Annotated in this window: 21 protein-coding genes; 16 read left to right on the plus strand and 5 right to left on the minus strand. The window is 67.1% G+C overall.

The genetic code is table 11. From position 1 onward, the window contains the following. Positions 1 to 7 precede the first annotated feature (7 nt). The 6 genes from rpsM (at position 8) to galE (ending at position 4,092) form a co-directional block, all read left to right on the plus strand. Positions 8 to 370 (plus strand): 30S ribosomal protein S13, encoded by a 363-nt coding sequence (gene rpsM / locus EBN1_RS10830; RefSeq protein ID WP_011237994.1) that lies wholly within the window; start codon positions 8 to 10, stop codon positions 368 to 370. A 12-nt stretch (positions 371 to 382) separates the two neighbouring features. Further along, positions 383 to 772, plus strand: a complete 390-nt coding sequence (rpsK, locus tag EBN1_RS10835) for a 30S ribosomal protein S11 (protein WP_011237995.1) — start codon at positions 383 to 385, stop codon at positions 770 to 772. A 13-nt stretch (positions 773 to 785) separates the two neighbouring features. Beyond that, positions 786 to 1,415, plus strand: coding sequence for a 30S ribosomal protein S4 (rpsD, locus tag EBN1_RS10840; protein WP_011237996.1), 630 nt, complete (start codon positions 786 to 788; stop codon positions 1,413 to 1,415). Between the two features lie 39 nt (positions 1,416 to 1,454). Beyond that, complete coding sequence (locus tag EBN1_RS10845; RefSeq protein ID WP_011237997.1) at positions 1,455 to 2,435, plus strand: DNA-directed RNA polymerase subunit alpha; 981 nt, start codon at positions 1,455 to 1,457, stop codon at positions 2,433 to 2,435. A 25-nt stretch (positions 2,436 to 2,460) separates the two neighbouring features. Next, positions 2,461 to 2,865: a 50S ribosomal protein L17 gene (gene rplQ, locus EBN1_RS10850; protein WP_011237998.1), complete on the plus strand. Its 405-nt coding sequence runs from the start codon at positions 2,461 to 2,463 to the stop codon at positions 2,863 to 2,865. Between the two features lie 207 nt (positions 2,866 to 3,072). Beyond that, positions 3,073 to 4,092, plus strand: coding sequence for a UDP-glucose 4-epimerase GalE (gene galE, locus EBN1_RS10855; RefSeq protein WP_011237999.1), 1,020 nt, complete (start codon positions 3,073 to 3,075; stop codon positions 4,090 to 4,092). A gap of 84 nt (positions 4,093 to 4,176) precedes the next feature. Here galE and uvrA read toward each other — a convergent pair whose 3' ends face one another. Further along, positions 4,177 to 7,047 carry an excinuclease ABC subunit UvrA gene (uvrA, locus tag EBN1_RS10860; RefSeq protein ID WP_011238000.1) on the minus strand — a complete coding sequence of 957 codons (2,871 nt, stop codon included), beginning with the start codon at positions 7,045 to 7,047 and terminating at the stop codon, positions 4,177 to 4,179. Between the two features lie 139 nt (positions 7,048 to 7,186). Between uvrA and EBN1_RS10865 the strand changes: the two genes are divergently transcribed. Next, the gene (locus EBN1_RS10865) at positions 7,187 to 8,368 is read left to right on the plus strand and encodes an MFS transporter (RefSeq protein ID WP_041646208.1); all 1,182 of its coding nucleotides are present in this window, start codon (positions 7,187 to 7,189) and stop codon (positions 8,366 to 8,368) included. A gap of 21 nt (positions 8,369 to 8,389) precedes the next feature. After that, positions 8,390 to 8,881, plus strand: a complete 492-nt coding sequence (ssb, locus tag EBN1_RS10870; RefSeq protein ID WP_011238002.1) for a single-stranded DNA-binding protein — start codon at positions 8,390 to 8,392, stop codon at positions 8,879 to 8,881. 53 nt (positions 8,882 to 8,934) lie between these two features. Here the strand turns inward: ssb and EBN1_RS10875 are convergent, their stop codons facing one another. Then, complete coding sequence (locus tag EBN1_RS10875; RefSeq protein WP_011238003.1) at positions 8,935 to 10,080, minus strand: MalY/PatB family protein; 1,146 nt, start codon at positions 10,078 to 10,080, stop codon at positions 8,935 to 8,937. Positions 10,081 to 10,170: 90 nt separating this feature from the next. Between EBN1_RS10875 and EBN1_RS10880 the strand changes: the two genes are divergently transcribed. After that, positions 10,171 to 11,139, plus strand: a complete 969-nt coding sequence (locus tag EBN1_RS10880; RefSeq protein ID WP_011238004.1) for an MBL fold metallo-hydrolase — start codon at positions 10,171 to 10,173, stop codon at positions 11,137 to 11,139. 38 nt (positions 11,140 to 11,177) lie between these two features. On the opposite strand, the gene EBN1_RS10885 is transcribed toward EBN1_RS10880, so the two are convergent. Next, complete coding sequence (locus EBN1_RS10885; protein WP_011238005.1) at positions 11,178 to 11,843, minus strand: tetratricopeptide repeat protein; 666 nt, start codon at positions 11,841 to 11,843, stop codon at positions 11,178 to 11,180. Between the two features lie 103 nt (positions 11,844 to 11,946). On the opposite strand from EBN1_RS10885, the gene EBN1_RS10890 reads away from it, so the two are divergent. From EBN1_RS10890 to EBN1_RS10910, 5 genes are all read left to right on the plus strand, one after another. Next, positions 11,947 to 12,768, plus strand: a complete 822-nt coding sequence (locus EBN1_RS10890) for a tRNA threonylcarbamoyladenosine dehydratase (protein ID WP_011238006.1) — start codon at positions 11,947 to 11,949, stop codon at positions 12,766 to 12,768. Next, positions 12,765 to 13,151, plus strand: a complete 387-nt coding sequence (locus tag EBN1_RS10895; RefSeq protein WP_011238007.1) for a sirohydrochlorin chelatase — start codon at positions 12,765 to 12,767, stop codon at positions 13,149 to 13,151. Before EBN1_RS10890 ends, EBN1_RS10895 begins: the two co-directional genes overlap by 4 nt. A gap of 89 nt (positions 13,152 to 13,240) precedes the next feature. Continuing rightward, on the plus strand, positions 13,241 to 14,290 hold the full coding sequence (locus tag EBN1_RS10900) for an efflux RND transporter periplasmic adaptor subunit (protein WP_011238008.1): 1,050 nt from the start codon (positions 13,241 to 13,243) through the stop codon (positions 14,288 to 14,290). 10 nt (positions 14,291 to 14,300) lie between these two features. Then, positions 14,301 to 17,552: an efflux RND transporter permease subunit gene (locus EBN1_RS10905; RefSeq protein ID WP_011238009.1), complete on the plus strand. Its 3,252-nt coding sequence runs from the start codon at positions 14,301 to 14,303 to the stop codon at positions 17,550 to 17,552. Further along, positions 17,549 to 17,773 carry a YgaP family membrane protein gene (locus tag EBN1_RS10910; RefSeq protein WP_011238010.1) on the plus strand — a complete coding sequence of 75 codons (225 nt, stop codon included), beginning with the start codon at positions 17,549 to 17,551 and terminating at the stop codon, positions 17,771 to 17,773. Before EBN1_RS10905 ends, EBN1_RS10910 begins: the two co-directional genes overlap by 4 nt. Before the next feature lie 21 nt (positions 17,774 to 17,794). Here the strand turns inward: EBN1_RS10910 and EBN1_RS10915 are convergent, their stop codons facing one another. After that, the gene (locus tag EBN1_RS10915) at positions 17,795 to 18,295 is read right to left on the minus strand and encodes a disulfide bond formation protein B (protein ID WP_011238011.1); all 501 of its coding nucleotides are present in this window, start codon (positions 18,293 to 18,295) and stop codon (positions 17,795 to 17,797) included. A gap of 269 nt (positions 18,296 to 18,564) precedes the next feature. On the opposite strand from EBN1_RS10915, the gene EBN1_RS10920 reads away from it, so the two are divergent. Together EBN1_RS10920 and EBN1_RS10925 are read left to right on the plus strand one after the other, a co-directional pair. After that, complete coding sequence (locus tag EBN1_RS10920; protein WP_011238013.1) at positions 18,565 to 19,164, plus strand: FMN-dependent NADH-azoreductase; 600 nt, start codon at positions 18,565 to 18,567, stop codon at positions 19,162 to 19,164. 137 nt (positions 19,165 to 19,301) lie between these two features. After that, entirely contained in the window at positions 19,302 to 20,186 is an 885-nt protein-coding gene (locus EBN1_RS10925) for a pirin family protein (protein WP_011238014.1), read from the plus strand. 9 nt (positions 20,187 to 20,195) lie between these two features. On the opposite strand, the gene ybiB is transcribed toward EBN1_RS10925, so the two are convergent. Continuing rightward, a complete protein-coding gene (gene ybiB, locus EBN1_RS10930; protein ID WP_011238015.1) occupies positions 20,196 to 21,116 on the minus strand; it encodes a DNA-binding protein YbiB in 921 nt (306 codons plus the stop codon). Positions 21,117 to 21,150: the final 34 nt, after the last annotated feature.

Here is a 21,150-nt window from a genome sequence, read left to right on the forward strand (position 1 = left end):
TAATCGAATGGCCCGTATTGCTGGGGTAAACATTCCCAACCACAAGCATGCCGAGATCGCGCTGACCGCCATCTATGGAATTGGCCGTTCGCGTGCTCAGAAGATTTGCGATGCTGCCAACGTCGTGCGTTCCGTCAAGATGAAGGATCTCACCGAGTCCGACATGGAACGGTTGCGTGATGAAGTGGCGAAATTCATTGTCGAAGGTGATCTTCGTCGCGAGACGACGATGAACATCAAGCGACTGATGGATCTTGGTTGCTATCGTGGGGTTCGTCATCGTCGCGGCCTGCCGCTTCGTGGCCAGCGCACCCGCACCAATGCGCGTACCCGGAAAGGGCCGCGCAAGGCAATCGCCGGCAAGAAGTGATAGGAATAGATAATGGCTAAAACTGCTGCGAAAGTTCGCAAGAAGGTCAAGAAGAACGTCGCCGAGGGCATCGCCCACGTGCACGCGAGCTTCAACAACACGATCATCACTATCACCGACCGCCAGGGCAATGCGTTGTCCTGGGCGACCTCTGGTGGTGCCGGCTTCAAGGGCTCACGGAAAAGTACCCCGTTTGCCGCCCAGGTCGCGGCCGAAGCTGCCGGCAAAGCTGCACAGGAATGTGGCGTCAAGAACCTGGAGGTCCGCATCAAGGGCCCGGGGCCCGGGCGCGAATCCGCTGTCCGTGCACTCAATGCGCTGGGCATGAAGATCTCCAGCATTACCGACATCACGCCGATCCCGCATAACGGCTGCCGCCCGCCGAAAAAGCGCCGCATCTGACAAGGAGTTTAACGTGGCTCGTAATCTGGATCCCAAGTGCCGTCAGTGCCGTCGCGAGGGCGAAAAGCTGTTTCTGAAGGCCGAGAAGTGCTTCACCGATAAATGTGCAATCGAGCGCCGGGCGTACGCGCCCGGCCAGCACGGTCAGCGTTCCGGTCAACGGATGTCCGGCTATGGCGTGCAGTTGCGCGAAAAGCAGAAGATCCGTCGCCTGTATGGCGTGCTCGAAGCGCAGTTCCGCAAAGTCTATGCCGAGGCCGAGCGCCGTCGTGGCCAGACCGGTGAGAACCTGCTGCAACTGCTCGAAGGGCGCCTGGATTCGGTCGTCTATCGTATGGGCTTTGGCGGTTCGCGTGCCGAATCGCGCCAGCTCGTGCGGCACAACGGCATCCTCGTGAACGGCAAGCGGGTGAACATCCCGTCGTATGTCGTTCGGCCGGGTGACGTCGTCGAACTCACCGAAGGGTCGCGCGGCCAGCTGCGCGTCAAGGCTGCGCTCGAAGCAGCTGCTTCCCGTGGTTTCCCGGAATGGCTGGATGTCGATGCAAAGGCCGGCAAGGGCACCTTCAAGGCATATCCGCAGCGCGCTGAACTGCCGCCGACGATCAATGAAGGCCTGGTCGTCGAACTGTATTCCCGCTAACGGGTTTGCCTGAAGAATCAAAGATCCGAGGAACTGCTGATGCAAAGCAATTCGCTGCTGAAACCCCGCATCATCGACGTCCAGAGTGTGTCGCCGGTCCAGGCCCGCGTCACGATGGAGCCGTTCGAACGCGGTTTCGGCCATACCCTGGGGAATGCGCTGCGGCGCATTCTCCTGTCCTCGTTGCCGGGCTATGCGCCGACCGAAGTGTCCATCGAAGGCGTGCTGCATGAGTATTCCACTCTTGACGGCGTGCGCGAGGACATCGTCGATCTGCTGTTGAACCTCAAGGGCGTGGTGCTCAAGCTCCATAGCCGCAGCGAGGCGACGCTGCGCCTGGCGAAGTCTGGCGATGGTGTGGTCACCGCGCGCGACATCGAGGTTGGGCACGACGTGGAAATTATCAACCCGGATCATGTGATTGCGCACCTCGCGCCGGGCGGAAAGCTCGACATGCAGATCAAGGTCGAGGAAGGCCGCGGTTACGTGCCGGGCAACGTTCGTCCGGCTGCCGGCGACACCAAGACCATCGGCCGCGTCGTGCTCGATGCATCCTTCAGCCCGGTGCGGCGCGTGAGTTACCTGGTCGAGAGCGCCCGGGTGGAACAGCGGACCGATCTCGACCGGCTGGTGATCGACATCGAAACGAACGGCGCAGTGGATCCCGAGGAGGCCATCCGCTATGCGGCGCGCGTCCTGATGGATCAGCTGTCGGTGTTCGCCGATCTCGAAGGCACTGCACCGGTCGTCGAACAGTCCGCGGCGCAGACGATCGACCCGGTGCTGCTGCGCCCGGTGGATGATCTGGAGCTGACGGTTCGCTCGGCCAACTGCCTGAAGGCCGAAAACATCTACTACATCGGTGACCTGATCCAGCGCACGGAGACCGAGCTGCTGAAGACGCCGAACCTCGGCCGCAAGTCGCTGAACGAGATCAAGGAAGTGTTGGCCTCCCGCGGGCTGACGCTCGGAATGAAACTGGAAAACTGGCCGCCGGCCGGGCTCGAGAAGCTCGGTTGAGGCAGCCGGTGAGTGAGGAATAAAAATGCGTCACCGCAGCGGTCTTCGCAAACTTAACCGTACCAGCAGCCACCGCCAGGCGATGTTCCGCAACATGGCCAACTCGCTGCTGCGTCACGAAGTCATCAAGACGACTCTGCCCAAGGCCAAGGAATTGCGCCGTGTGGTCGAGCCGCTGATCACCCTCGGCAAGAAGCCGAGCCTGTCGAATCGGCGTCTGGCGTTCAACCGGATGCGCGACCGCGAAATGGTGGTCAAGCTGTTCGACGTGCTGGGTCCGCGTTTTGCCGAGCGTAATGGCGGCTATCTACGCATCCTGAAGTTCGGTTTCCGCGACGGCGACAATGCGCCGCTGGCGTTGATCGAACTGCTCGACCGGCCGGATGAAGGCGAGGAAGGGGCGAACGTGAGCGAGGCGGCTGCGGCCTGAGTCGGGTCGCCGTAACGTTTCGCAGATGAATGGGCCGGGAAACCGGCCCATTTTTTCGTCTCGATCCCGTTCCTGGGCACTGCGGCGGCAACGCCGTTCGGATCCCGGTTGGCCGGGGTGGGAAGGTGTCGCGATCGAGCCGAGTCGGTCGGGAGACGCTCGGCAACGCTCGTTCCGGGGCTGCGGAAGACAAGACAGGAGAAGGCGATGGGCGTGGTGCTGGTGACCGGCGGGGCTGGATATATCGGCTCCCATACTTGCGTGGAACTGCTGCAGAGCGGCCATGACGTCGTGGTCGTCGACAACCTGTGCAACAGCAAGTCCGAGGCGCTCGCCAGGGTCGAGCAGATCGCCGGGCGCAGGCTCGCGGGGTTCCACGAGATCGATGTCCGAGAATCCGACGGCCTGAAAGCCGTTTTCGGCGCTTACCGGGTCGATGCGGTGATCCATTTCGCCGCCCTGAAAGCGGTCGGGGAGTCGGTGCGCGAGCCGCTCGAGTACTACGACAACAACATCGGCGGGACGATCGCGCTGACGCGGGCGATGGCGGAAGCCGGCGTGTACCGGCTCGTATTCAGCTCCTCGGCGACGGTGTACGGCGATCCGCGAAGCATGCCGATCGCGGAAAGCGCGCCCGCTGCGCCGACCAACCCGTACGGCCGGACAAAGTGGATGACCGAGCAGGTGCTGTCGGACGTTGCCGCGTCCGACCCGCGCTGGCAGGTGGTGCTGCTGCGCTACTTCAACCCGGTCGGTGCCCACCGCAGCGGTCGAATCGGGGAGGATCCCCATGGAATCCCGAACAACCTGATGCCCTATATCAGCCAGGTCGCGGTGGGACGCCTGCCGCAGCTGCAGGTATTCGGCGGCGATTACGCGACGCCGGACGGGACCGGCGTTCGCGACTACATCCACGTCGTGGACCTCGCGCGCGGCCACGTGCAGGCGGTCGAGCGCATCGAAGGCCTGCCCGGCGTGACGTGCCTGAATCTCGGCACAGGGCGGGGATACAGCGTGCTCGAAGTCATTCGCAGCTTCGAAGCTGCGTCCGGTCGGAGAGTTCCGTACCGTATCGTCGACCGCCGTCCTGGCGACATCGCCGCGTGCTGGGCGGATGCCGGCCGGGCGGAAAAGGTGCTGGGCTGGAAGCCGGAACACGACCTCGATGCGATGTGCCGGGATGCCTGGCGCTGGCAGACGGGCAACCCGGAAGGCTATCCGGGCTGACTGCAACGGGGCGAGGGCGAGGCGCAGGGCGGGACCTGGTCGTGATGCAGGACCGGTCGGCTGCGGCGCTCCGCCGCCGCCACGTCACGCACTGGATCGCGCGGCGATCCCCGTCGCCGCCGGGCGGGCCTCGTCCCGTGCCATCGCGTTCTTCAGGTAGAGGCCGGTGTGGCTCGCCGGGTGGGCAGCGACGGCTTCCGGGGGGGCGCTGCAAAGGATTTCGCCGCCGCGCCCGCCCCCTTCCGGACCCAAGTCGATCAGCCAGTCGGCAGTCTTGATGACATCGAGGTTGTGCTCGATGACGACGATGGTGTTGCCGTGATCGCGCAGGCGGTGCAGTACGCCGAGCAGCAGCTCGATGTCGCGAAAGTGCAGGCCGGTCGTCGGCTCGTCGAGGATGTAGAGGGTACGGCCGGTGTCGCGTTTCGACAGCTCGAGCGCGAGCTTGACGCGCTGCGCTTCGCCGCCCGAAAGCGTCGTCGCGCTCTGCCCGAGGCGAATGTAGCCGAGGCCAACGTCCACGAGCGTTTCGAGTTTGCGCGCGACCGCTGGAACGGCGCGGAAGAACTCCAGCGCGTTTTCGACCGTCATGTCGAGCACTTCGAAGACCGTCTTGCCCTTGTAGCGGATTTCCAGCGTCTCACGGTTGTAGCGCTTGCCGTGGCAGACGTCGCACGGCACGTACATGTCGGGCAGGAAGTGCATCTCGACCTTGATCAGCCCGTCGCCCTGGCAGGCTTCGCAGCGCCCGCCCTTGACGTTGAACGAGAAGCGCCCCGGCCCGTAGCCGCGCGCACGCGCTTCGGGCACGCCGGCAAAAAGTTCGCGCACGGGGGTCAGCAGGCCGGTGTACGTCGCCGGATTCGAGCGCGGCGTCCGGCCGATCGGCGACTGGTCGACACTGATGACCTTGTCGAAGAACTCCAGCCCGTCAACTGACGTATAGGGGGCGGGCTCGGCGTTCGATCCGTAAAGATGCTTCGCCGCGATCGCATACAGCGTGTCGTTGATCAGCGTCGATTTGCCCGAGCCTGAAACGCCCGTCACGCACGTGAGCAGGCCGACCGGCAGCTCCAGGACGACATCCTTGAGGTTGTTCCCGCTGCAGCCGCGAAGTCTGAGCATGCGTTCCGGATCGGGTGCAGTGCGCCGCCGCGGGCTCGGGATGGCAAGGCGTCCCGCGAGGTACGCGCCGGTCAGCGACGTCTCGCTGGCGAGGATTTCCGCCGGCGTACCGCGGGCGACGATCTCGCCGCCATGCACGCCGGCGCCCGGGCCCATGTCGACGACGTAGTCGGCCGAGCGGATCGCGTCCTCGTCATGCTCGACGACGATCACCGTGTTGCCGAGGTCGCGAAGCTGGCGCAGCGTGCCGAGCAGCCGGTCATTGTCACGCTGGTGCAGGCCGATCGACGGCTCGTCGAGCACGTACATGACGCCCGTCAGGCCCGAACCGATCTGGCTCGCGAGGCGGATGCGCTGGGCTTCGCCCCCCGACAGCGTATCGGCCGAGCGATCGAGCGACAGGTAGTCGAGCCCGACGTTGATCAGGAAGCTCAGGCGGTCCGAGATTTCCTTGACGATCTTGCCGGCGACGAGCCCGCGGTGGCCGCTCAGCGAAAGCTCGTCGAAAAAGCGTTTGCAGTCGCCGAGCGGCATCCGGCCCACGGCATGGATCGGCTGACCGCCGATCAGCACGTTGCGGGCTTCGGTGCGCAATCGCGTGCCCACGCAGCCGGGGCACGGGTGCGTTGCGCGGTACTTGGCGAGTTCCTCGCGCACTGCTGTCGAATCGGTTTCGCGATAGCGCCGCTCGAGGTTCGGGATGATCCCTTCGAACGGATGTTCCTTGGTGACCGTACGCCTGTTGTCGGAGAGATAGCGGAAGGGGATTTTGCGCCGCCCGGAACCGTGCAGCACGACTTCGCGCACTTCTTCGGGCAGCTCGCTGAACGGTGTATCGACGTCGAAACCGTAATGCGCCGCAAGGCTCGCGAGCATCTGGAAGTAGAACTGGTTGCGCCGGTCCCAGCCGCGGATCGCGCCGGCCGACAGCGACAGATCGGGATGCACGACGACGCGGGCAGGATCGAAGAAATCGACCTGGCCCAGACCGTCGCACTTCGGGCACGCGCCGGTGGGATTGTTGAACGAAAACAGGCGGGGTTCGAGTTCGGCGAGCGCGTAGCTGCAGACCGGGCACGCGAAGCGTGCGGAAAACAGGTGCTCGACGCCGCTGTCGATCTCGACTGCGATCGCGCGACCGTCGGCATGGGTCAGCGCCGTCTCGAAGGATTCGGCGATGCGCCCGCGCTGGTCGCCGCGCACCTTGAGCCGGTCGATGACCACCTCGACCGTGTGCCGCCGGCCTTTCTCGAGCGCGGGCAGGGCGTCGAGTTCGCTGACCGCGCCATCGACGCGCACGCGCACGAAGCCCTGCGCGCGTAGTTCGGCGAACAGGTCGTGCTGCTCGCCCTTGCGGTACGCGACGACCGGCGCGAGGATCATCAGCCGCGTGTCCTGCGGCAGCGCCAGCACGTGATCGACCATCTGCGAGACCGTCTGCGCTTCGAGCGCCTGGTCCGGGTGGTCCGGGCAGTGGGGCGTGCCGGCGCGCGCGTACAGCAGGCGCAGGTAGTCGTGGATCTCGGTGACAGTGCCGACAGTCGAGCGCGGATTGTGGCTGGTCGCTTTCTGCTCGATCGCGATCGCCGGCGAAAGCCCCTCGATCAGGTCGACATCGGGCTTCTCCATCAGCTGCAGGAACTGCCTCGCGTAGGCCGAAAGCGACTCGACGTAGCGGCGCTGGCCTTCGGCGTACAGCGTGTCGAACGCGAGCGAGGACTTGCCCGATCCCGACAGGCCGGTGATCACGGTCAGCCGGTTGCGCGGCAGGTCGAGGCTGATGTTCTTCAGGTTATGGGTGCGGGCGCCGCGGATGCGGATTTCGTCCATGGGGCGGGGGAATTGCCGGAGGGGGAACGCGCCACTATACGAGAGAACACCGGTCGATCCAAACTGGATGACGGCGAATGCTAGAATCGCCGCTTTGATCCGCCACGTCCCCCTAATGTCCCGATTCGAGCACGATTCCATGACCCCCGCGGAGAAGCGGGCCGGCATGAGCCTCGCGGCGATTTTCGCGCTGCGCATGCTCGGCCTGTTCCTGATCCTGCCGGTGTTCGCGGTTCATGCCCACGAGATTCCCGGCGGGGACGACCTGACGCTCGTCGGGCTGGCGATCGGCGCATACGGGCTGACGCAGGCGTTCCTGCAGATCGCCTACGGCGCCGCATCCGACCGTTTCGGCCGCAAGCCGGTGATCGTGTTCGGCCTGCTGCTGTTCGTCATCGGCAGCGCCGTGGCCGCCTTGGCCGACAGCATCTACATCGTGATCGTCGGCCGGGTCCTGCAGGGCGCGGGCGCGATTTCCGCCGCCGTGACCGCGCTCGCCGCGGACCTCACGCGCGACCAGCACCGCACCAAGGTGATGGCGATGATCGGGTCGAGCATCGGCCTGGTGTTCGCGATTTCGATGGTCGCGGCGCCGCTGCTCTACACGATGGTCGGCATGAGCGGGATTTTCTGGCTGACCGCGGTGCTGGCCTTCCTTGCGATCGGCGTCGTCGTCTACGTCGTGCCGACGGTGCCGGTCATTCCGCGCGCCGCCGGCGGCAGGCTCGTCGATGTCCTGCATAACGGGCAGCTGATGCGACTGAACGTCGGCGTGTTCGCGCTGCACCTGATCCAGACCGCGATGTGGGTGCTGGTGCCCGCCGCGATCGTCGCCGGCGGCGCATTGCCGCTGCCCGAGCACTGGAAAGTGTATCTTCCCGCGGTGCTGCTGTCGTTCGCGTTGATGGTGCCGGCGGTGATCGTCGCCGAGCGCCGCGGCATGATGAAGGTGATCTTCAATGCGGCGATCGCGCTGCTCGTCGTCGTGCAGCTCGGCCTGTATGCGTTCGGCGACAGCCTGCTGGCGCTCGGCTTGTGGCTGACGCTGTTTTTCGTCGCCTTCAACGTGCTCGAGGCGGTCCTGCCGTCGTGGATATCGAAGATCGCGCCGGCCCACGCGCGAGGCACTGCGCTCGGCGTCTACAATACGCTGCAATCCGTCGGTCTCTTTCTCGGCGGGATGCTCGGCGGCTGGATCGCGCAGAACTACGGACCGTCGGCCGTCAACCTGGCCTGCGGGTTGCTCGCGCTGGTCTGGCTGATGGTAGCGGCGACAATGAACTCGCCTCCCCGTCGTGCCGTGGCTCCGGTGGCACGTTAACCCCTACATGAGGAGAATCGCATGGCATCCCTGAACAAAGTGATCCTGATCGGCAATCTCGGCAAGGATCCCGAAACACGCTATGCCCCCAGCGGCGATGCGATCTGCAACATCACGGTGGCGACGAGCGAAACCTGGAAGGACAAGGCGACCGGCGAAAAGAAGGAGCAGACCGAATGGCATCGCGTCGTGTTCTTCGGCCGGCTCGCCGAAATCGTGGCGCAGTACCTGCGCAAGGGCAGCCAGATCTACGTCGAAGGCCGGCTGCAGACGCGCAAGTGGCAGGACAAGGAAGGGCAGGACCGCTACACGACCGAGATCCGCGGCGACGAGATGAAGATGCTCGGTTCGCGTCAGGGCGCGGGTGATGCATCGGGTCGCCAGTACGACGCGGGCGGCTACGACGCGCCCGCCGCGTCGCGCCCGAGCCCGCAACCGGCCGCCCCGGCGAAGGCTCCGACGAAGAGCAGCGGCGCCGGTTTCGGCGATTTCGACGACGACATTCCGTTCTGACATCCGGCTTTGACGCGGTGTCGACCGTCCGCAAGGGCGGTTTTTCCTTTCGCTCAGCTGCCCAGCGCCTGGCGCATCCGCTCAAGCGCTTCGGTAAGCAGCGTTCGGGTGCAGCCGAAATTCAGGCGCACGAACCCGGGCATTCCGAACGGCGCGCCGTCGGACAGGCCGACGCCGGCGGCTTCGAAGAACTTCGCCGGGTCTTCGAGCCGGGCACCGCGGCAGTCGATCCACGCGAGGTAAGTCGCCTGCGGTCGTGCCGCCTCGATTCCCGGCATCGTGTCGATCGCGGCCATCACGATGTCGCGGTTGCCGCGCAGGTAGTCGAGCAGCGCCGTGCGCCACGGCCCGCCGTCGCGGTAGGCCGCTTCGGCGGCGACCATCCCGAGCACGTTCGGATGCGGCACGATGCCATGCATAGCGTGACGAAAGCGCCGCCTCAGGCTGCTGTCCGAAATGACGGCGAAAGCACAGTACAGCGCGGGGATGTTCCACGTCTTCGACGGCGCCATCAGCGTGATGGTGCGTTGCGCGACCGACGCATCGAGCGCGGCGATCGGGACGTGCGGGGCGTCGTCGTCGAGCACCAGGCCGCAGTGGATTTCGTCGGAACAGATCGTCAGGTCGTGCCGCTCGGCGAGGTCGGCGAGCCAGCGCAATTCGTCCCGGTCGAACACGCGGCCGACCGGGTTGTGCGGGTTGCACAGCATCAGCAGGCGGCTGCGCGGGCTCAGCGCGGCTTCGAACGCGTCGCGATCCCAGCGCCAGCGACCGTCGGCGAAGGCGAGCGGACGCGTCACGAGGCGACGATCGCTGTTGCCCGGCGCAGCGAGGAACGGCGGGTAGACCGGCGTTGCGGTCAGCACTTCGTCGCCGGCTTCGCCAGTGATGCGGCAGGCGAGATTGAAGCCGGTCACGACGCCGGGCAGCCACACCAGCCAGTCCGGTTCGATCCGCCACCCGTGGTCGCGCGCGAGGCCTTCGATCACCGCTTCGACCAGGCCGGGCCAGGCGTCGGTGTAGCCGAAGACGCGGTGGTCGAGGCGGCGCTGCAGCGCTTCGACGACCGGCGGCGGCGCGGCGAAATCCATGTCGGCGACCCACAGCGGAAGGATGTCGCGCCCTGCATAGCGTCCCCATTTTTCGCCAGGAACGCGGCGCCGGTCTATCGGGGTGTCGAAATCGAAAATCGGATTCATCGTCGTCGGTCCTGGTGCGATGCCGGGCCTTTGTCCCGTGCAGCGGATACAATTGCGGAAAACTACCCGAATGTGCAGGAGGAAGACAACGTGCAGCACGTCACCGCCCACCCCGACGGCATTCTTGCGGTCGATGCCGGCTACGGCCGGCCCGGCGTCGCGGCGATCCACCTGGTCATCCATCAGGGGCACGCCGCAGTGATCGACGCCGGCACGAACGCGTCCGTGCCGCGCGTGCTCGGTGCCCTCGTCGCTGCCGGCATCCCTCCCGAAAACGTCGACTGGGTGATCCTCACCCACATTCACCTCGACCACGCGGGCGGCGCGGGCAGCCTGATGTGCGCGTTTCCGAACGCCAGGCTGGTCGTCCATCCGCGCGGCGTGCGCCATATGGTCGACCCGGCGAAACTGTGGGAAGGCACTTCCGCCGTGTACGGTGCGGAGCGGGCGTTCGCGCTATACGGCCGGCTCGCGCCGGTGCCGCCGGAGCGTATCGTGGCCGCCGCCGATGGCACGGAAATCGATCTCGCGGGGCGCCGCTTCCTCGTCCTCGAGACGCCGGGACATTCGCGGCATCATATCTGCGTGTGGGACGAGACGGCGCGCGCGTTTTTCACCGGCGACACGTTCGGGCTTTCCTACCGCGAACTCGACGTCGACGGCCGCGCGTCGATTTTCCCGACGACGACGCCGACGCAGTTCGATCCCGACGCGCTGCATGCGTCGATCGACCGCCTGCTGAGTTTCTTCCCCGAGACGATGTATCTGACCCACTACAGCCGCGTGACCGACGTCGAACGCCTCGCCGCGGACCTGCACCGCCTGATCGGCGCGCATGTCGCGGTCGCGGAGGCGGCGCGGGGCGAAGGCGTCGCACGTCACGTCGAGATCCTCGCGGGACTGGAGCAGATCGTGCGCGAAGAGGCCGAGCGCCAGGGCTGGACACACCCCGAAGCGGAAGTGCTCGAGCTGTTCCGGCAGGACCTGGAACTCAATGCGCAAGGGCTCGGAATATGGCTCGATTTCACCGCCGGGAAGGAGCCGGCGCCGACGCAGTAGTGTCGCCTGCGCCGAGGGCGCTCACGGCGTGGGGGTGCTCAAGGCGTGGGGGCCTCGATCTGCGACATCAGTGCAGCATGCTTCTCCCGCGCGAGCGTGTCACCCTGCTGGGCCGCCTGCAGGTACCAGTGCGCCGCCAGTCGCCGATCCGCGGCAACGCCGTTGCCGGTCTCGTACAGGCCCGCGATGATGTGTTGCGCGCCGACGTGACCGGCGCGCGCAGCGGCAAGATACCAGCGTGCCCCAGCCGCAGCATCGAGCGGGACGCCGCCTCCGACGAAATACATCGACGCGAGGCTCACCTGCGCCTCGACGTGCCCCTGCGCGGCAGCGCGCCGATACCACTCCGCCGCGGTCGACAGCGACTTCGGGACGCCGTCGCCACGTTCGTACGATCGCGCCAGCGTGAACTGCGCCTGTGGCAGACCGGCCCCCGCAGCCCGTCGCAGCCAGCGCCACGCGGCGTTCGCGTCGTGCGACTGCGCTTCGTTGCGATACAGCATCATTGCGTAATTGAACTGGGCGAGCCGGTTGCCGGCGCGCGCGGCGCGTTCGAACAGCCGCGCCGCTTCGTCGTGGCGCCCCGCCTCGTAGGCGCCGATCGCGTTCTGCACGAGGGCCGCTGCCGGAATGTCCGCCACCGCCTGCGCGCACCCGAACGTCAGCGTGATGCAGAACAGTGCCCGGCATAGCGGTCGATGCATGGTCGCTCCCCCTGTCGGCGGTTGGAGCAAGGCAGGTGCGATTCAGTTCAGGCGGACGCCCGCTGAGGTAACATCGGCGCTCTCCCATCCGCTTGCAGGTTTCATGTCGGCACCGATCACTTCCACCTTTCCGGACGTCGACCGGGAACGACGCTTCGGCGGCATCGCCCGCCTTTATGGCAACGATGCGCTGCCGCGACTCGATCTCGCGCGCGTCTGCGTCGTGGGTATCGGCGGAGTTGGTTCCTGGGCGGCCGAGGCGCTCGCACGCAGCGGCGTCGGCCACCTCACGCTCATCGACCTGGACCACGTCGCCGAATCGAACATCAACCGGCAGAGCCACGCGCTCGACGCCACCCTGGGGCAGGCGAAGGTGCTCGCGATGGCCGAGCGGCTGCGGGCGATCAATCCGCTCGTGAACGTCGCGATCGTCGAGGACTTCATCGGCGAAGACAACGCGGCGGCGCTGCTGCGCGATTTCGACGTCGTCATCGACGCGATCGACAACGTGCGCGCCAAGGTCGCGATCGTGCTGGCGTGCCGCGCGCGCCGCATTCCGCTGATCGTCGCCGGCGGCGCGGGCGGCAAGACCGATCCTTCGAGGATCCGCGTCGACGACCTGTCGCGCACCGAGCAGGACCCGCTGCTGGCAAAAGTGCGCAAGCGGCTGCGCAGCGAGCACGGCTTTCCGCGCAACCCGAAACGGCCGTTCGGCATCGAGGCGGTGTATTCGAGCGAAGCGCTGCGCCTCGACGGAGCGGCGTGCGACCTGCCTCACGGGCCGCAGGGGCTCGCCTGTGCCGGCTATGGTTCGAGCATGATGATGACGGCCAGCGTCGGCTTGTTCGCCGCGGCACGCGCGCTCGAACGGCTGCTGGCGCGCCGGGCCGGCGACGTCCCCGACGCGCCGGAGGACCAGGCATGACTCATGACAGGGCAGTAGTGCTGTTCGGCCACGGCGCACGCGATCCGGCGTGGGCGCAGCCGATGGAGCGCGTCCGCGACACGCTGCGCGCGCTGGCGCCGGAGCTCGGGGTCGAGCTCGCGTTCCTCGAGTTCCTCGCGCCGACGCTCGATGAGGCGATCGATGCGCTGGTCGCGCACGGGGCACGGCGGATCGTCATCGTGCCGATGTTCATCGCCCGTGGCGGACACCTGAAAAACGATCTGCCGAAACTTGTCGCCGCGGCCTGCGAGCGCCATCCCGGGTGCGAGATCGTCCAGGTGCTTGCCGTCGGCGAGGCGGAGCCGGTCGTCGCGGCGATGGCGAGCTACGCGCGGCAATGCGCCATGGAAGGCGATGGCTGAACGCTGACGGCATCTTTGCCACCTTCGCGGGTGGCCTGCAATGGAGGAGAGGTCTTGACTCGCTTGAATATTAGCATAAACTGATATTCATGATCGATCGGCTCCTCGTCCGCCTACTGCTGATTCCGCTGGCGCTTGTCGCGGCCGGAGTCGCGCACGCCGAATTGTCCACCGTCCGGGTCGAGGCTCGCGTCGTGGCGCGCTCCCACCCTGCGGAAGCCACGCTCGAAGCGGTTCATCAAGTTGCGCTCGCGGCGCAGGTGCCGGGCCGCATCGTCGCCTTGAACGTCGATGCCGGCGACCGCGTCGCGAAAGGCGAAGTGCTGTTGCGTATCGACGCGGTCGAGGCGGCGCAGGCCGTTGCCGGCGCCGAAGCCGGCATTGCCGAGGCGCAGGCGAACCTCATCAATGCGAAAGCGGCACTGGAGCGTACCGTGCGTCTGCTCGAGCGCCGCTTCGTCAGCCCTGCCGCGCTGGATCAGGCGAAAGCGGTATACGACGCCGCCGAAGCGCAAATGCGCGCGGCACGCGCCGGGCGCGGCCAGGCGGGCGCGGTGCAGGGCTATACGACGATCGTCTCGCCCTTGACAGGGTTGGTCGCGGCGCGACACGTCGAGCCGGGCGACATGGCACAGCCCGGACGGGTGCTGCTGACCGTCCATGACCCGGCAGCGATGCGGGCGATCGTCGACGTGCCGCAATATCGCATCGCCGGCGTTACCGGCGAGCAGCTGACGGCGCGCGTCGAACTGCCGGAGTCGGGGCGCTGGTTCGACGCGGCGCGCGTCGTCGTGCTGCCTGCGGCCGATCCGCGCACGCATACCGTCCGGGTGCGCGTCGATCTGCCGCCACAGGCGGGCGGGCTGGTGCCGGGAATGTTCGCGCGCGTCCATTTCACGACCGGCGAGGACCGGCGCATCGCGGTTCCGGCCGAAGCGATCCTGCGGCGCGGCGAGATCACCGGCGTCTATGTCGCGGACGGCAAAGGCGGCTTCGGCTTGCGGCAGATCCGCGCCGGCCAGGCGCTGGCCGACGGCAGCGTCGAAGTGCTCGCCGGGCTCGTCGGCGGCGAGGAGGTCGCGCTCGATCCGGTCCAGGCAAGCATCGCCGGGCGCGCCACGCGCGCCGCGAGCCGCTGACGGGAACACGATGGCCTCCCTCGGCATCTCCGGCCGCATCGCCGGCGCGTTCCAGCGCAACGCGCTGACTCCGCTGCTGGCGCTGATCCTGTTGCTGATGGGCGTGTTCGCGACGCTCGTCACGCCGAAGGAGGAAGAACCGCAGATCGACGTGACGATGGCGAACGTCCTCGTGCCGTTTCCGGGCGCCTCCGCCCGCGACGTCGAGGCGCTCGTCGCGCGCCCGGCCGAACAGGTGCTGTCGCGCATGGCGGGCGTCGAGCACGTGTATTCGGTGTCGCGCCCGGGCATGGCGGTCATTACCGTGCAGTTCGAAGTCGGCGTGCCGAACCAGGATGCGCTCGTGAAGCTCTACGACACGATCCATTCCAACCGCGACTGGCTCAGCCCGCAGCTCGGCGTCGGCGAGCCGGTCGTCAAACCGAAAGGCATCGACGACGTGCCGATCGTCGCGCTGACTTTCTGGACTGCCGACCCGGCCCGCGCCGGCTTCGACGTGCAGCAGGTGTCGCGCGCAGTCGAGCTCGAATTGAAGCGCGTTCCCGGCACGCGCGACGTCGCGACGATCGGCGGTCCGGGCCACGTCGTGCGCGTGCTGATGGACGCCGAGCGGATGAACGCGCACGCGGTCACGGCGCAGGACGTGCGCGCCGCGCTGCAGCTCGCGAACGCATCGCAGCCGGCCGGCAACCTCGTCGCCGCGAACCGCGAAGTGCTGGTGCAGACGGGAACGTATCTCGAATCCGCCGACGACGTGCGCGCTCTCGTCGTCGGCGTCGCCGGTGGCCGTCCAGTGTTCATGAGGGATGTCGCGACCGTCGAGGACGGCCCGGACCAGGCGACGCAGTACGTGTGGTTCGGCACCGGCGCAGCGAGCGCGCAAACGGGCGGGGCCGAATTCGGCGTGTTTCCGGCGGTGACGCTCGCGGTGTCGAAGAAGCCCGGGGCGAACGCTGCCGACGTCGCTGAGGACGTCATCGCGCGCGCCGAATCGCTGCGCGGCGAGATCATCCCGGAAGGCGTCGAATTCACCGTCACGCGCAACTACGGCCAGACGGCGAACGACAAGGCCAACACGCTGATCGGCAAGCTCGTGTTCGCGACCGCTGCGGTCGTGCTGCTGGTGTTCTTCGCGCTCGGGTTGCGCGAGGCGCTGATCGTCGGCGTCGCGGTCGCCCTGACGCTCGCGGCGACATTGTTTGCGTCATGGGCATGGGGCTTCACGCTGAACCGCGTCAGCCTGTTCGCGCTGATCTTCTCGATCGGCATCCTCGTCGATGACGCGATCGTCGTCGTCGAGAACATTCACCGCTGGCACGCGCTCGAGCCGGACACGCCGCTGTGGCAGCTGATCCCGCGCGCCGTCGACGAAGTCGGCGGGCCGACGATCCTCGCGACTTTCACCGTGATCGCGGCGCTCTTGCCGATGGCCTTCGTCACCGGGCTGATGGGGCCATACATGAGCCCGATCCCGATCAACGCGTCGATGGGGATGTTCATCTCGCTCGCGGTCGCGTTCGTCGTCACGCCGTGGCTCGCGCAGCGGCTGCTGAAGTCGGTCGACGCGCATCATCACGAAGGCGAGGACAAGCTCACTGCGCGGCTCGACCGCTTCTTCCGCCGCGTCATGACGCCGATGCTCGATCCCGTCAAAGGTGGGCGCGCGCGGCTGCGGTTGTGGTTGGTCGTCGGCGCGCTGATTGTCGCGTCGGTCGCGCTGCCGGCGGTGCAGCTCGTCGTCATGAAGATGCTGCCGTTCGACAACAAGAGCGAGTTCCAGGTCGTGCTCGACATGCCGGTGGGCACGCCGGTCGAGGAGACTGCCCGGGTGCTGCGCGAGATCGGCGAGCACGTCGGGAGCGTCGCGGAAGTCAGCGACTGGCAGGCGTATGCCGGCACCGCGAGCCCGATCAACTTCAACGGCCTGGTGCGCCAGTATTACCTCCGCAGCGCGCCGGAGCAGGGCGACGTGCAGGTCAATCTCGTCGACAAGGCGCACCGTTCGCGCAAGAGCCACGAGGTCGCGGTGGCGGTGCGCGAGGCGGTGAGCGGGATCGCGCACGCAGCCGGGGGCAACGCGAAAGTCGTCGAAGTGCCGCCGGGCCCACCGGTGCTGTCGCCGATTGTCGCCGAAGTGTATGGACCGGACTACGCCGGCCAGGTCGCGGTTGCCGGCCGCGTGCGTGCGGCGTTCGAGGGAGCAGCCGACATCGTCGGCGTCGACGACACCGTGGACGAAGCGGCGCCGAAGCTCGTGCTGCGCGTCGATCAGGCGAAGGCTGCGCGCATGGGCGTCGCGCAGGCGGACATCGTCGAAGTCGTGCGCTTGGGGCTCGCCGGCGAGGACGTCACGCCGATCCATGGCGGCGACAACAAGTACGAGATTCCGGTGCGCATCCAGCTGCCGTCCGAACGGCAGTCGAGCGTCGATCCGCTTTTGGCGATGAAAGTGCGGGCGCGCGACGGCACGCTGGTATCGGTGTCCGAGCTCGTCCGGGCGCACGAGACCGTCCGCGAGCAGGTGATCTACCGCAAGGATTTGCTGCCGGTGGTGTATGTCACCGGCGACATGGGCGGACGGCTCGATTCGCCGTTGTACGGCATGTTCGACATCCGCTCGAAAGTGAAGGACCTCGCGCTCGACGGGGCGCCGGGGCTCGGCGGCACGCTCGGCGAATGGTTCATCCGCGCGCCGGCCGACCCGTATGCGGGCTACAGCCTCAAGTGGGACGGCGAATGGCAGGTCACGTACGAGACGTTCCGCGACATGGGCGCCGCCTACGCGGTCGGCCTGATCCTGATCTACTTGCTCGTCGTCGCGCAGTTCCGCAGCTATCTCGTGCCGCTCGTCATCATGGCGCCGATCCCGCTGACGATCATCGGCGTGATGCCCGGCCACGCGCTGCTCGGCGCGCAATTCACCGCGACGTCGATGATCGGCATGATCGCGCTCGCCGGCATCATCGTGCGCAACTCGATCCTGCTCGTCGATTTCGTCAATCAGCAGGTGCGCGCGGGCATGGATCTGGGCGAGGCGGTGATCCGCGCCGCGGCGGTGCGTGCGAAGCCGATCGGGCTCACCGCGCTCGCGGCGATGATCGGCGCGCTGTTCATCCTCGACGACCCGATCTTCAATGGCCTGGCGATCAGCCTGATCTTCGGCATCTTCGTCTCCACCGTGCTGACGCTGGTCGTCATCCCGGTGCTGTATTTCGCTGCGATGCGCAGCCGAGTCGCCCAACTGCAAGGAGAAACACCGTGAACCTGACCGTCAACCAGTTCGTCCGCATCTTCGCCGGCGCCTTCGTGCTGATCTCGCTCGCGCTCGGCGCCGAAGCTTCGCCGCTGTTCGTCAACGCGAATTTCCTGTGGTTCACCGCCTTCGTCGGGGCGAACCTGTTCCAGAGCGGCTTCACCGGCATCTGCCCCCTGGAAACGATCCTTCGCAAGTTCGGCGTCCGGGACGCGGTCGCGTGCCGGTGAGCGGCGGGCCGGGAGGGTGCTTCAGCCGCCGCGCTTGCGCGCGATCATCATGATCGCAAACACTGCGACGAGCGTCAGGCATACGAGCGACCAGTTCGCGATCGACAGGCCGAGGAAAGCCCAGTCGACTTTCGAGCAGTCGCCCGCGCCCTGGAAGATCATCGGCAGCGCGTCGGCCAGCGGAAAACTGCCGAGCATGAATTCGAGGTCGGGCCCGCATTCGGCGAACTCCGGCGGGTAGAGCTGCATCCACGTCTGGCGCAGCGCGACGCCCCCGCCGGCGAGCGCCAGCAGCAGGATCACGGCGGCGTAGGCGCGCGTGCCACGGCGTCCCGGCCCGTGCAGCCCGGCGACCAGCGCCGTCAGTGCGATCGCGACGAAAGCATAGCGCTGCATGATGCACATCGGGCACGGTTCGAGCCCGACCGCGTGCTGCAGGTACAGGCCGAAGCCGAGCAGCCCGGCGCATACCGCGAAAAGGCCGAGGAAGAGCGCGCGGGTGGAAAAGGCGAAAGATTGCATGGGCGGCACGCGAGTGGTTGGGCAGGCCGGATTGTAGGTCAGGACCAGCCTTCGTCGCTGCGCCGCACGAAAAGTTCGTTACCCGCCGCCGCTCAGACCCTGAAGCGCCCCACGGCGCCTTCCAGTGCACGCGACAGCTCTCGGCGCCTGAGGAAGCAGTGCAATTCTTGCAATAACAGGAACAGTGTTGTCAGGTTTCGTGGCTTTTCAGGCAACAGTTCAATCAATAAAGTAGACCCCGTAAACACTCAAACTCACTGGAGAACACAATGAACATCCTGCAAATCAATTCGAGCGCCCGCAGCGACGCTTCCAACTCCACCCGCGTCGCGAACAGCATCGTCGAGCGGCTGCGCGCGTCGCACCCGGGCGCCGCGGTCGTCGTGCGCAGCCTCGCGCAGAACCCGCACCCGGTGCTCGACGAAGCGGCGCTCGGCGCGCTGTTCACACCGGCCGACAAGCGCACGCCCGAGCAGACGGCCCGCGTCGCGCTCGATGACGTGCTGATCGCCGAGATCCAGGCCGCCGACGCCGTCGTCATCGGCGTGCCGATGTACAACTTCGGCGTGCCGGTGCAACTGAAGAACTGGATCGACGCGATCACGCGCGTAAAGGTCACATTCCGCTACACGGCGAACGGCCCCGAAGGCCTGCTGAAGGACAAGAAGGTGTACGTCGCATTCGCCCGCGGCGGCCGCTATCGCGACACCCCGGCCGATACCCAGGTCCCGTACCTCAAGACGATTTTCGGTTTCCTCGGCATGACCGACGTGCATTTCGTCTTTGCCGAAGGTCTCGCGATGGGCGCCGACGCCGCAGAACAGGCTTTTGCCGAAGCCGAGCGCGATATCGAGGCGGCACTCGCCTGACGGATCCTCGCAGCGCCGGCCTGACCCGGGCGCTGCGGCGTCGCGTCGCACCTTCATCGATCGCTTCCGCAAAGACGGATGCCGCCTGCCCGTGCGGGCGGCACGAGCGAACCCCCGACCCCATCAGGAGAACCGCGATGCCTGCCGAACTCCCCGAAGCAACCGAACACGTCACGCACAGCCGCGCCGTCGAGCGCCTCGTTGCCGGACAGGCGACGTCCGACGGTGCGGGCGTGAAGCTCACGCGCGTGCTGACCCAGCCGCTGCAGCGCCGCCTCGACCCGTTCCTGATGCTCGATGCGTTCGGCAACGAGAACCCGGATGATTACCTTGCCGGCTTCCCCGACCATCCGCATCGCGGCTTCGAGACGGTCACCTACATGATCGCCGGACGCATGCGCCACCGCGACAGCGCGGGCCACGAAGGGCTGCTCGAGAACGGCAGCGTGCAGTGGATGACTGCCGGCCGCGGCGTGATTCACTCCGAAATGCCGGAGCAGGAAGAAGGCGTCATGGAAGGTTTCCAGCTGTGGCTGAACCTGCCGGCGCGCGACAAGCTGTGCGAGCCGTGGTACCGCGACTTCGCCGCTGCCGACCTGCCGCGGTTCACGAGCGCGGACGGTGTCGAAGTCCGGGTCATCGCGGGGGCGAGCCACGGTGTCGCCGGTGCGGTGACGCGTGAAGCGACTGCGCCGCTGTATCTCGACGTCCACCTGCCTGCCGGGACGCGCTTCGCGCAGACGCTGCCGCCGGCGCACAACGCGTTCCTGTATGTCTATCGCGGTGAAGTCGCGGTCGACGGCACGGCGGTCGCCGAACGGCGCATGGCGATCCTCGCCAACGCGCCGCAGGCCGACGGGGTCGTCATCGACGCGGGCACGGTGCCTGCGCGGTTGCTGCTGATCGCCGGTCGGCCGCTGAACGAGCCGATCGCGCAGTACGGCCCGTTCGTCATGAACACCGAGGCCGAGATCCACGCGGCCCTCGGCGACTACCGCGACGGGCGCTTCGCCCCGCGCTGACGAGGCGGATCAATCTTCCCGCGCGAGCTGCACGAGCGCCGCGACCTGGTCGAGGATCGGTTGCGGCGTCGCGACGCTGCCGGCGAGCATCGCGCGGATCAGCACCGCGTTGGCGACGACGCCGGGTGCATCGGCAACGCCTTCGAGCGGCGGCGCACCACCGCTTTCGGCCGGCCACGCGACGCTGGCGACGCCTTCACGGAACGCTTCCATCGCCGGACGCCGGCGCGGATTCGCGTAGGCTTCGCCTTCGGTGCCGCGCATCAGCATCGCCCGCCCGCCATCGACGAGCAGGAATTCGTGCATCCGTTCGAGATATTCGGGGTGCGTGACCGCGACGACGCGCACGCTGCGGCCGATGCACGGGTCGACCAGCTTCGCCATCGTGTGGCCGCTGCCGCGCACGCCGAGCCGTAGCCGCAGGCTGAGCAGGCGATCGAGGCCCGGCAGCAGCTGCGGCAGCGTCAGGCACGCGATGTGGCGCTCGGCGAGCGCGTGTGCCGCGTCGTCGGCGTTCGCGGCCGGGAGGATGTCGAGCGCGGCGAGGAGCGCGAACGGGCTGCTGCGCGACTCGAAGTCGTGCCGCCCTTGGATCAGCACCGGCACGCCTTCGCGCGCGACGAGCAACGCGACGAGCGGCATCAGGTTCGCCTGGCGGCGCGCGCCGTTGTAGGTCGGCAGCACAACGCAGCGCGGTCCCGGCGGGACCTCTACGGCTTCGGTGCGAGCGTCCATCGCGCGCTTGAAGCCGACGAGCTCGTCGAGCGTCTCGCTCTTGATGCGCAGCGCGATCAGCATCGCGCCGAGCTCGAGATCCGGCACCTTGCCGTCGAGAATGTCGCCGAACAGCGCTTCGGCGCTGGCTGTGTCGAGGGAGCGCGCGCCCTTGGCGCCGCGTCCGATTTCCTTGATGATCGAGGCGTAGGTCATGGCGCGATTATCCGTCGCCGTGCGCATTCCAGCC

Source organism: Aromatoleum aromaticum EbN1, from assembly GCF_000025965.1.
In the GTDB taxonomy this organism is placed as follows: domain Bacteria; phylum Pseudomonadota; class Gammaproteobacteria; order Burkholderiales; family Rhodocyclaceae; genus Aromatoleum; species Aromatoleum aromaticum.

Excerpts from the sequence above, each read along its gene's own strand:
- rpsM (WP_011237994.1), top strand. The coding sequence starts at position 8 with ATGGCCCGTATTGCTGGGGTAAACATTCCCAACCACAAGCATGCCGAG.
- rpsK (WP_011237995.1), top strand. The coding sequence starts at position 383 with ATGGCTAAAACTGCTGCGAAAGTTCGCAAGAAGGTCAAGAAGAACGTC.
- EBN1_RS10845 (WP_011237997.1), top strand. The coding sequence starts at position 1,455 with ATGCAAAGCAATTCGCTGCTGAAACCCCGCATCATCGACGTCCAGAGT.
- rplQ (WP_011237998.1), top strand. The coding sequence starts at position 2,461 with ATGCGTCACCGCAGCGGTCTTCGCAAACTTAACCGTACCAGCAGCCAC.
- galE (WP_011237999.1), top strand. The coding sequence starts at position 3,073 with ATGGGCGTGGTGCTGGTGACCGGCGGGGCTGGATATATCGGCTCCCAT.
- uvrA (WP_011238000.1), bottom strand. The coding sequence starts at position 7,047 with ATGGACGAAATCCGCATCCGCGGCGCCCGCACCCATAACCTGAAGAAC.
- EBN1_RS10865 (WP_041646208.1), top strand. The coding sequence starts at position 7,187 with ATGACCCCCGCGGAGAAGCGGGCCGGCATGAGCCTCGCGGCGATTTTC.
- ssb (WP_011238002.1), top strand. The coding sequence starts at position 8,390 with ATGGCATCCCTGAACAAAGTGATCCTGATCGGCAATCTCGGCAAGGAT.
- EBN1_RS10875 (WP_011238003.1), bottom strand. The coding sequence starts at position 10,080 with ATGAATCCGATTTTCGATTTCGACACCCCGATAGACCGGCGCCGCGTT.
- EBN1_RS10885 (WP_011238005.1), bottom strand. The coding sequence starts at position 11,843 with ATGCATCGACCGCTATGCCGGGCACTGTTCTGCATCACGCTGACGTTC.
- EBN1_RS10890 (WP_011238006.1), top strand. The coding sequence starts at position 11,947 with ATGTCGGCACCGATCACTTCCACCTTTCCGGACGTCGACCGGGAACGA.
- EBN1_RS10895 (WP_011238007.1), top strand. The coding sequence starts at position 12,765 with ATGACTCATGACAGGGCAGTAGTGCTGTTCGGCCACGGCGCACGCGAT.
- EBN1_RS10900 (WP_011238008.1), top strand. The coding sequence starts at position 13,241 with ATGATCGATCGGCTCCTCGTCCGCCTACTGCTGATTCCGCTGGCGCTT.
- EBN1_RS10905 (WP_011238009.1), top strand. The coding sequence starts at position 14,301 with ATGGCCTCCCTCGGCATCTCCGGCCGCATCGCCGGCGCGTTCCAGCGC.
- EBN1_RS10915 (WP_011238011.1), bottom strand. The coding sequence starts at position 18,295 with ATGCAATCTTTCGCCTTTTCCACCCGCGCGCTCTTCCTCGGCCTTTTC.
- EBN1_RS10920 (WP_011238013.1), top strand. The coding sequence starts at position 18,565 with ATGAACATCCTGCAAATCAATTCGAGCGCCCGCAGCGACGCTTCCAAC.
- EBN1_RS10925 (WP_011238014.1), top strand. The coding sequence starts at position 19,302 with ATGCCTGCCGAACTCCCCGAAGCAACCGAACACGTCACGCACAGCCGC.
- ybiB (WP_011238015.1), bottom strand. The coding sequence starts at position 21,116 with ATGACCTACGCCTCGATCATCAAGGAAATCGGACGCGGCGCCAAGGGC.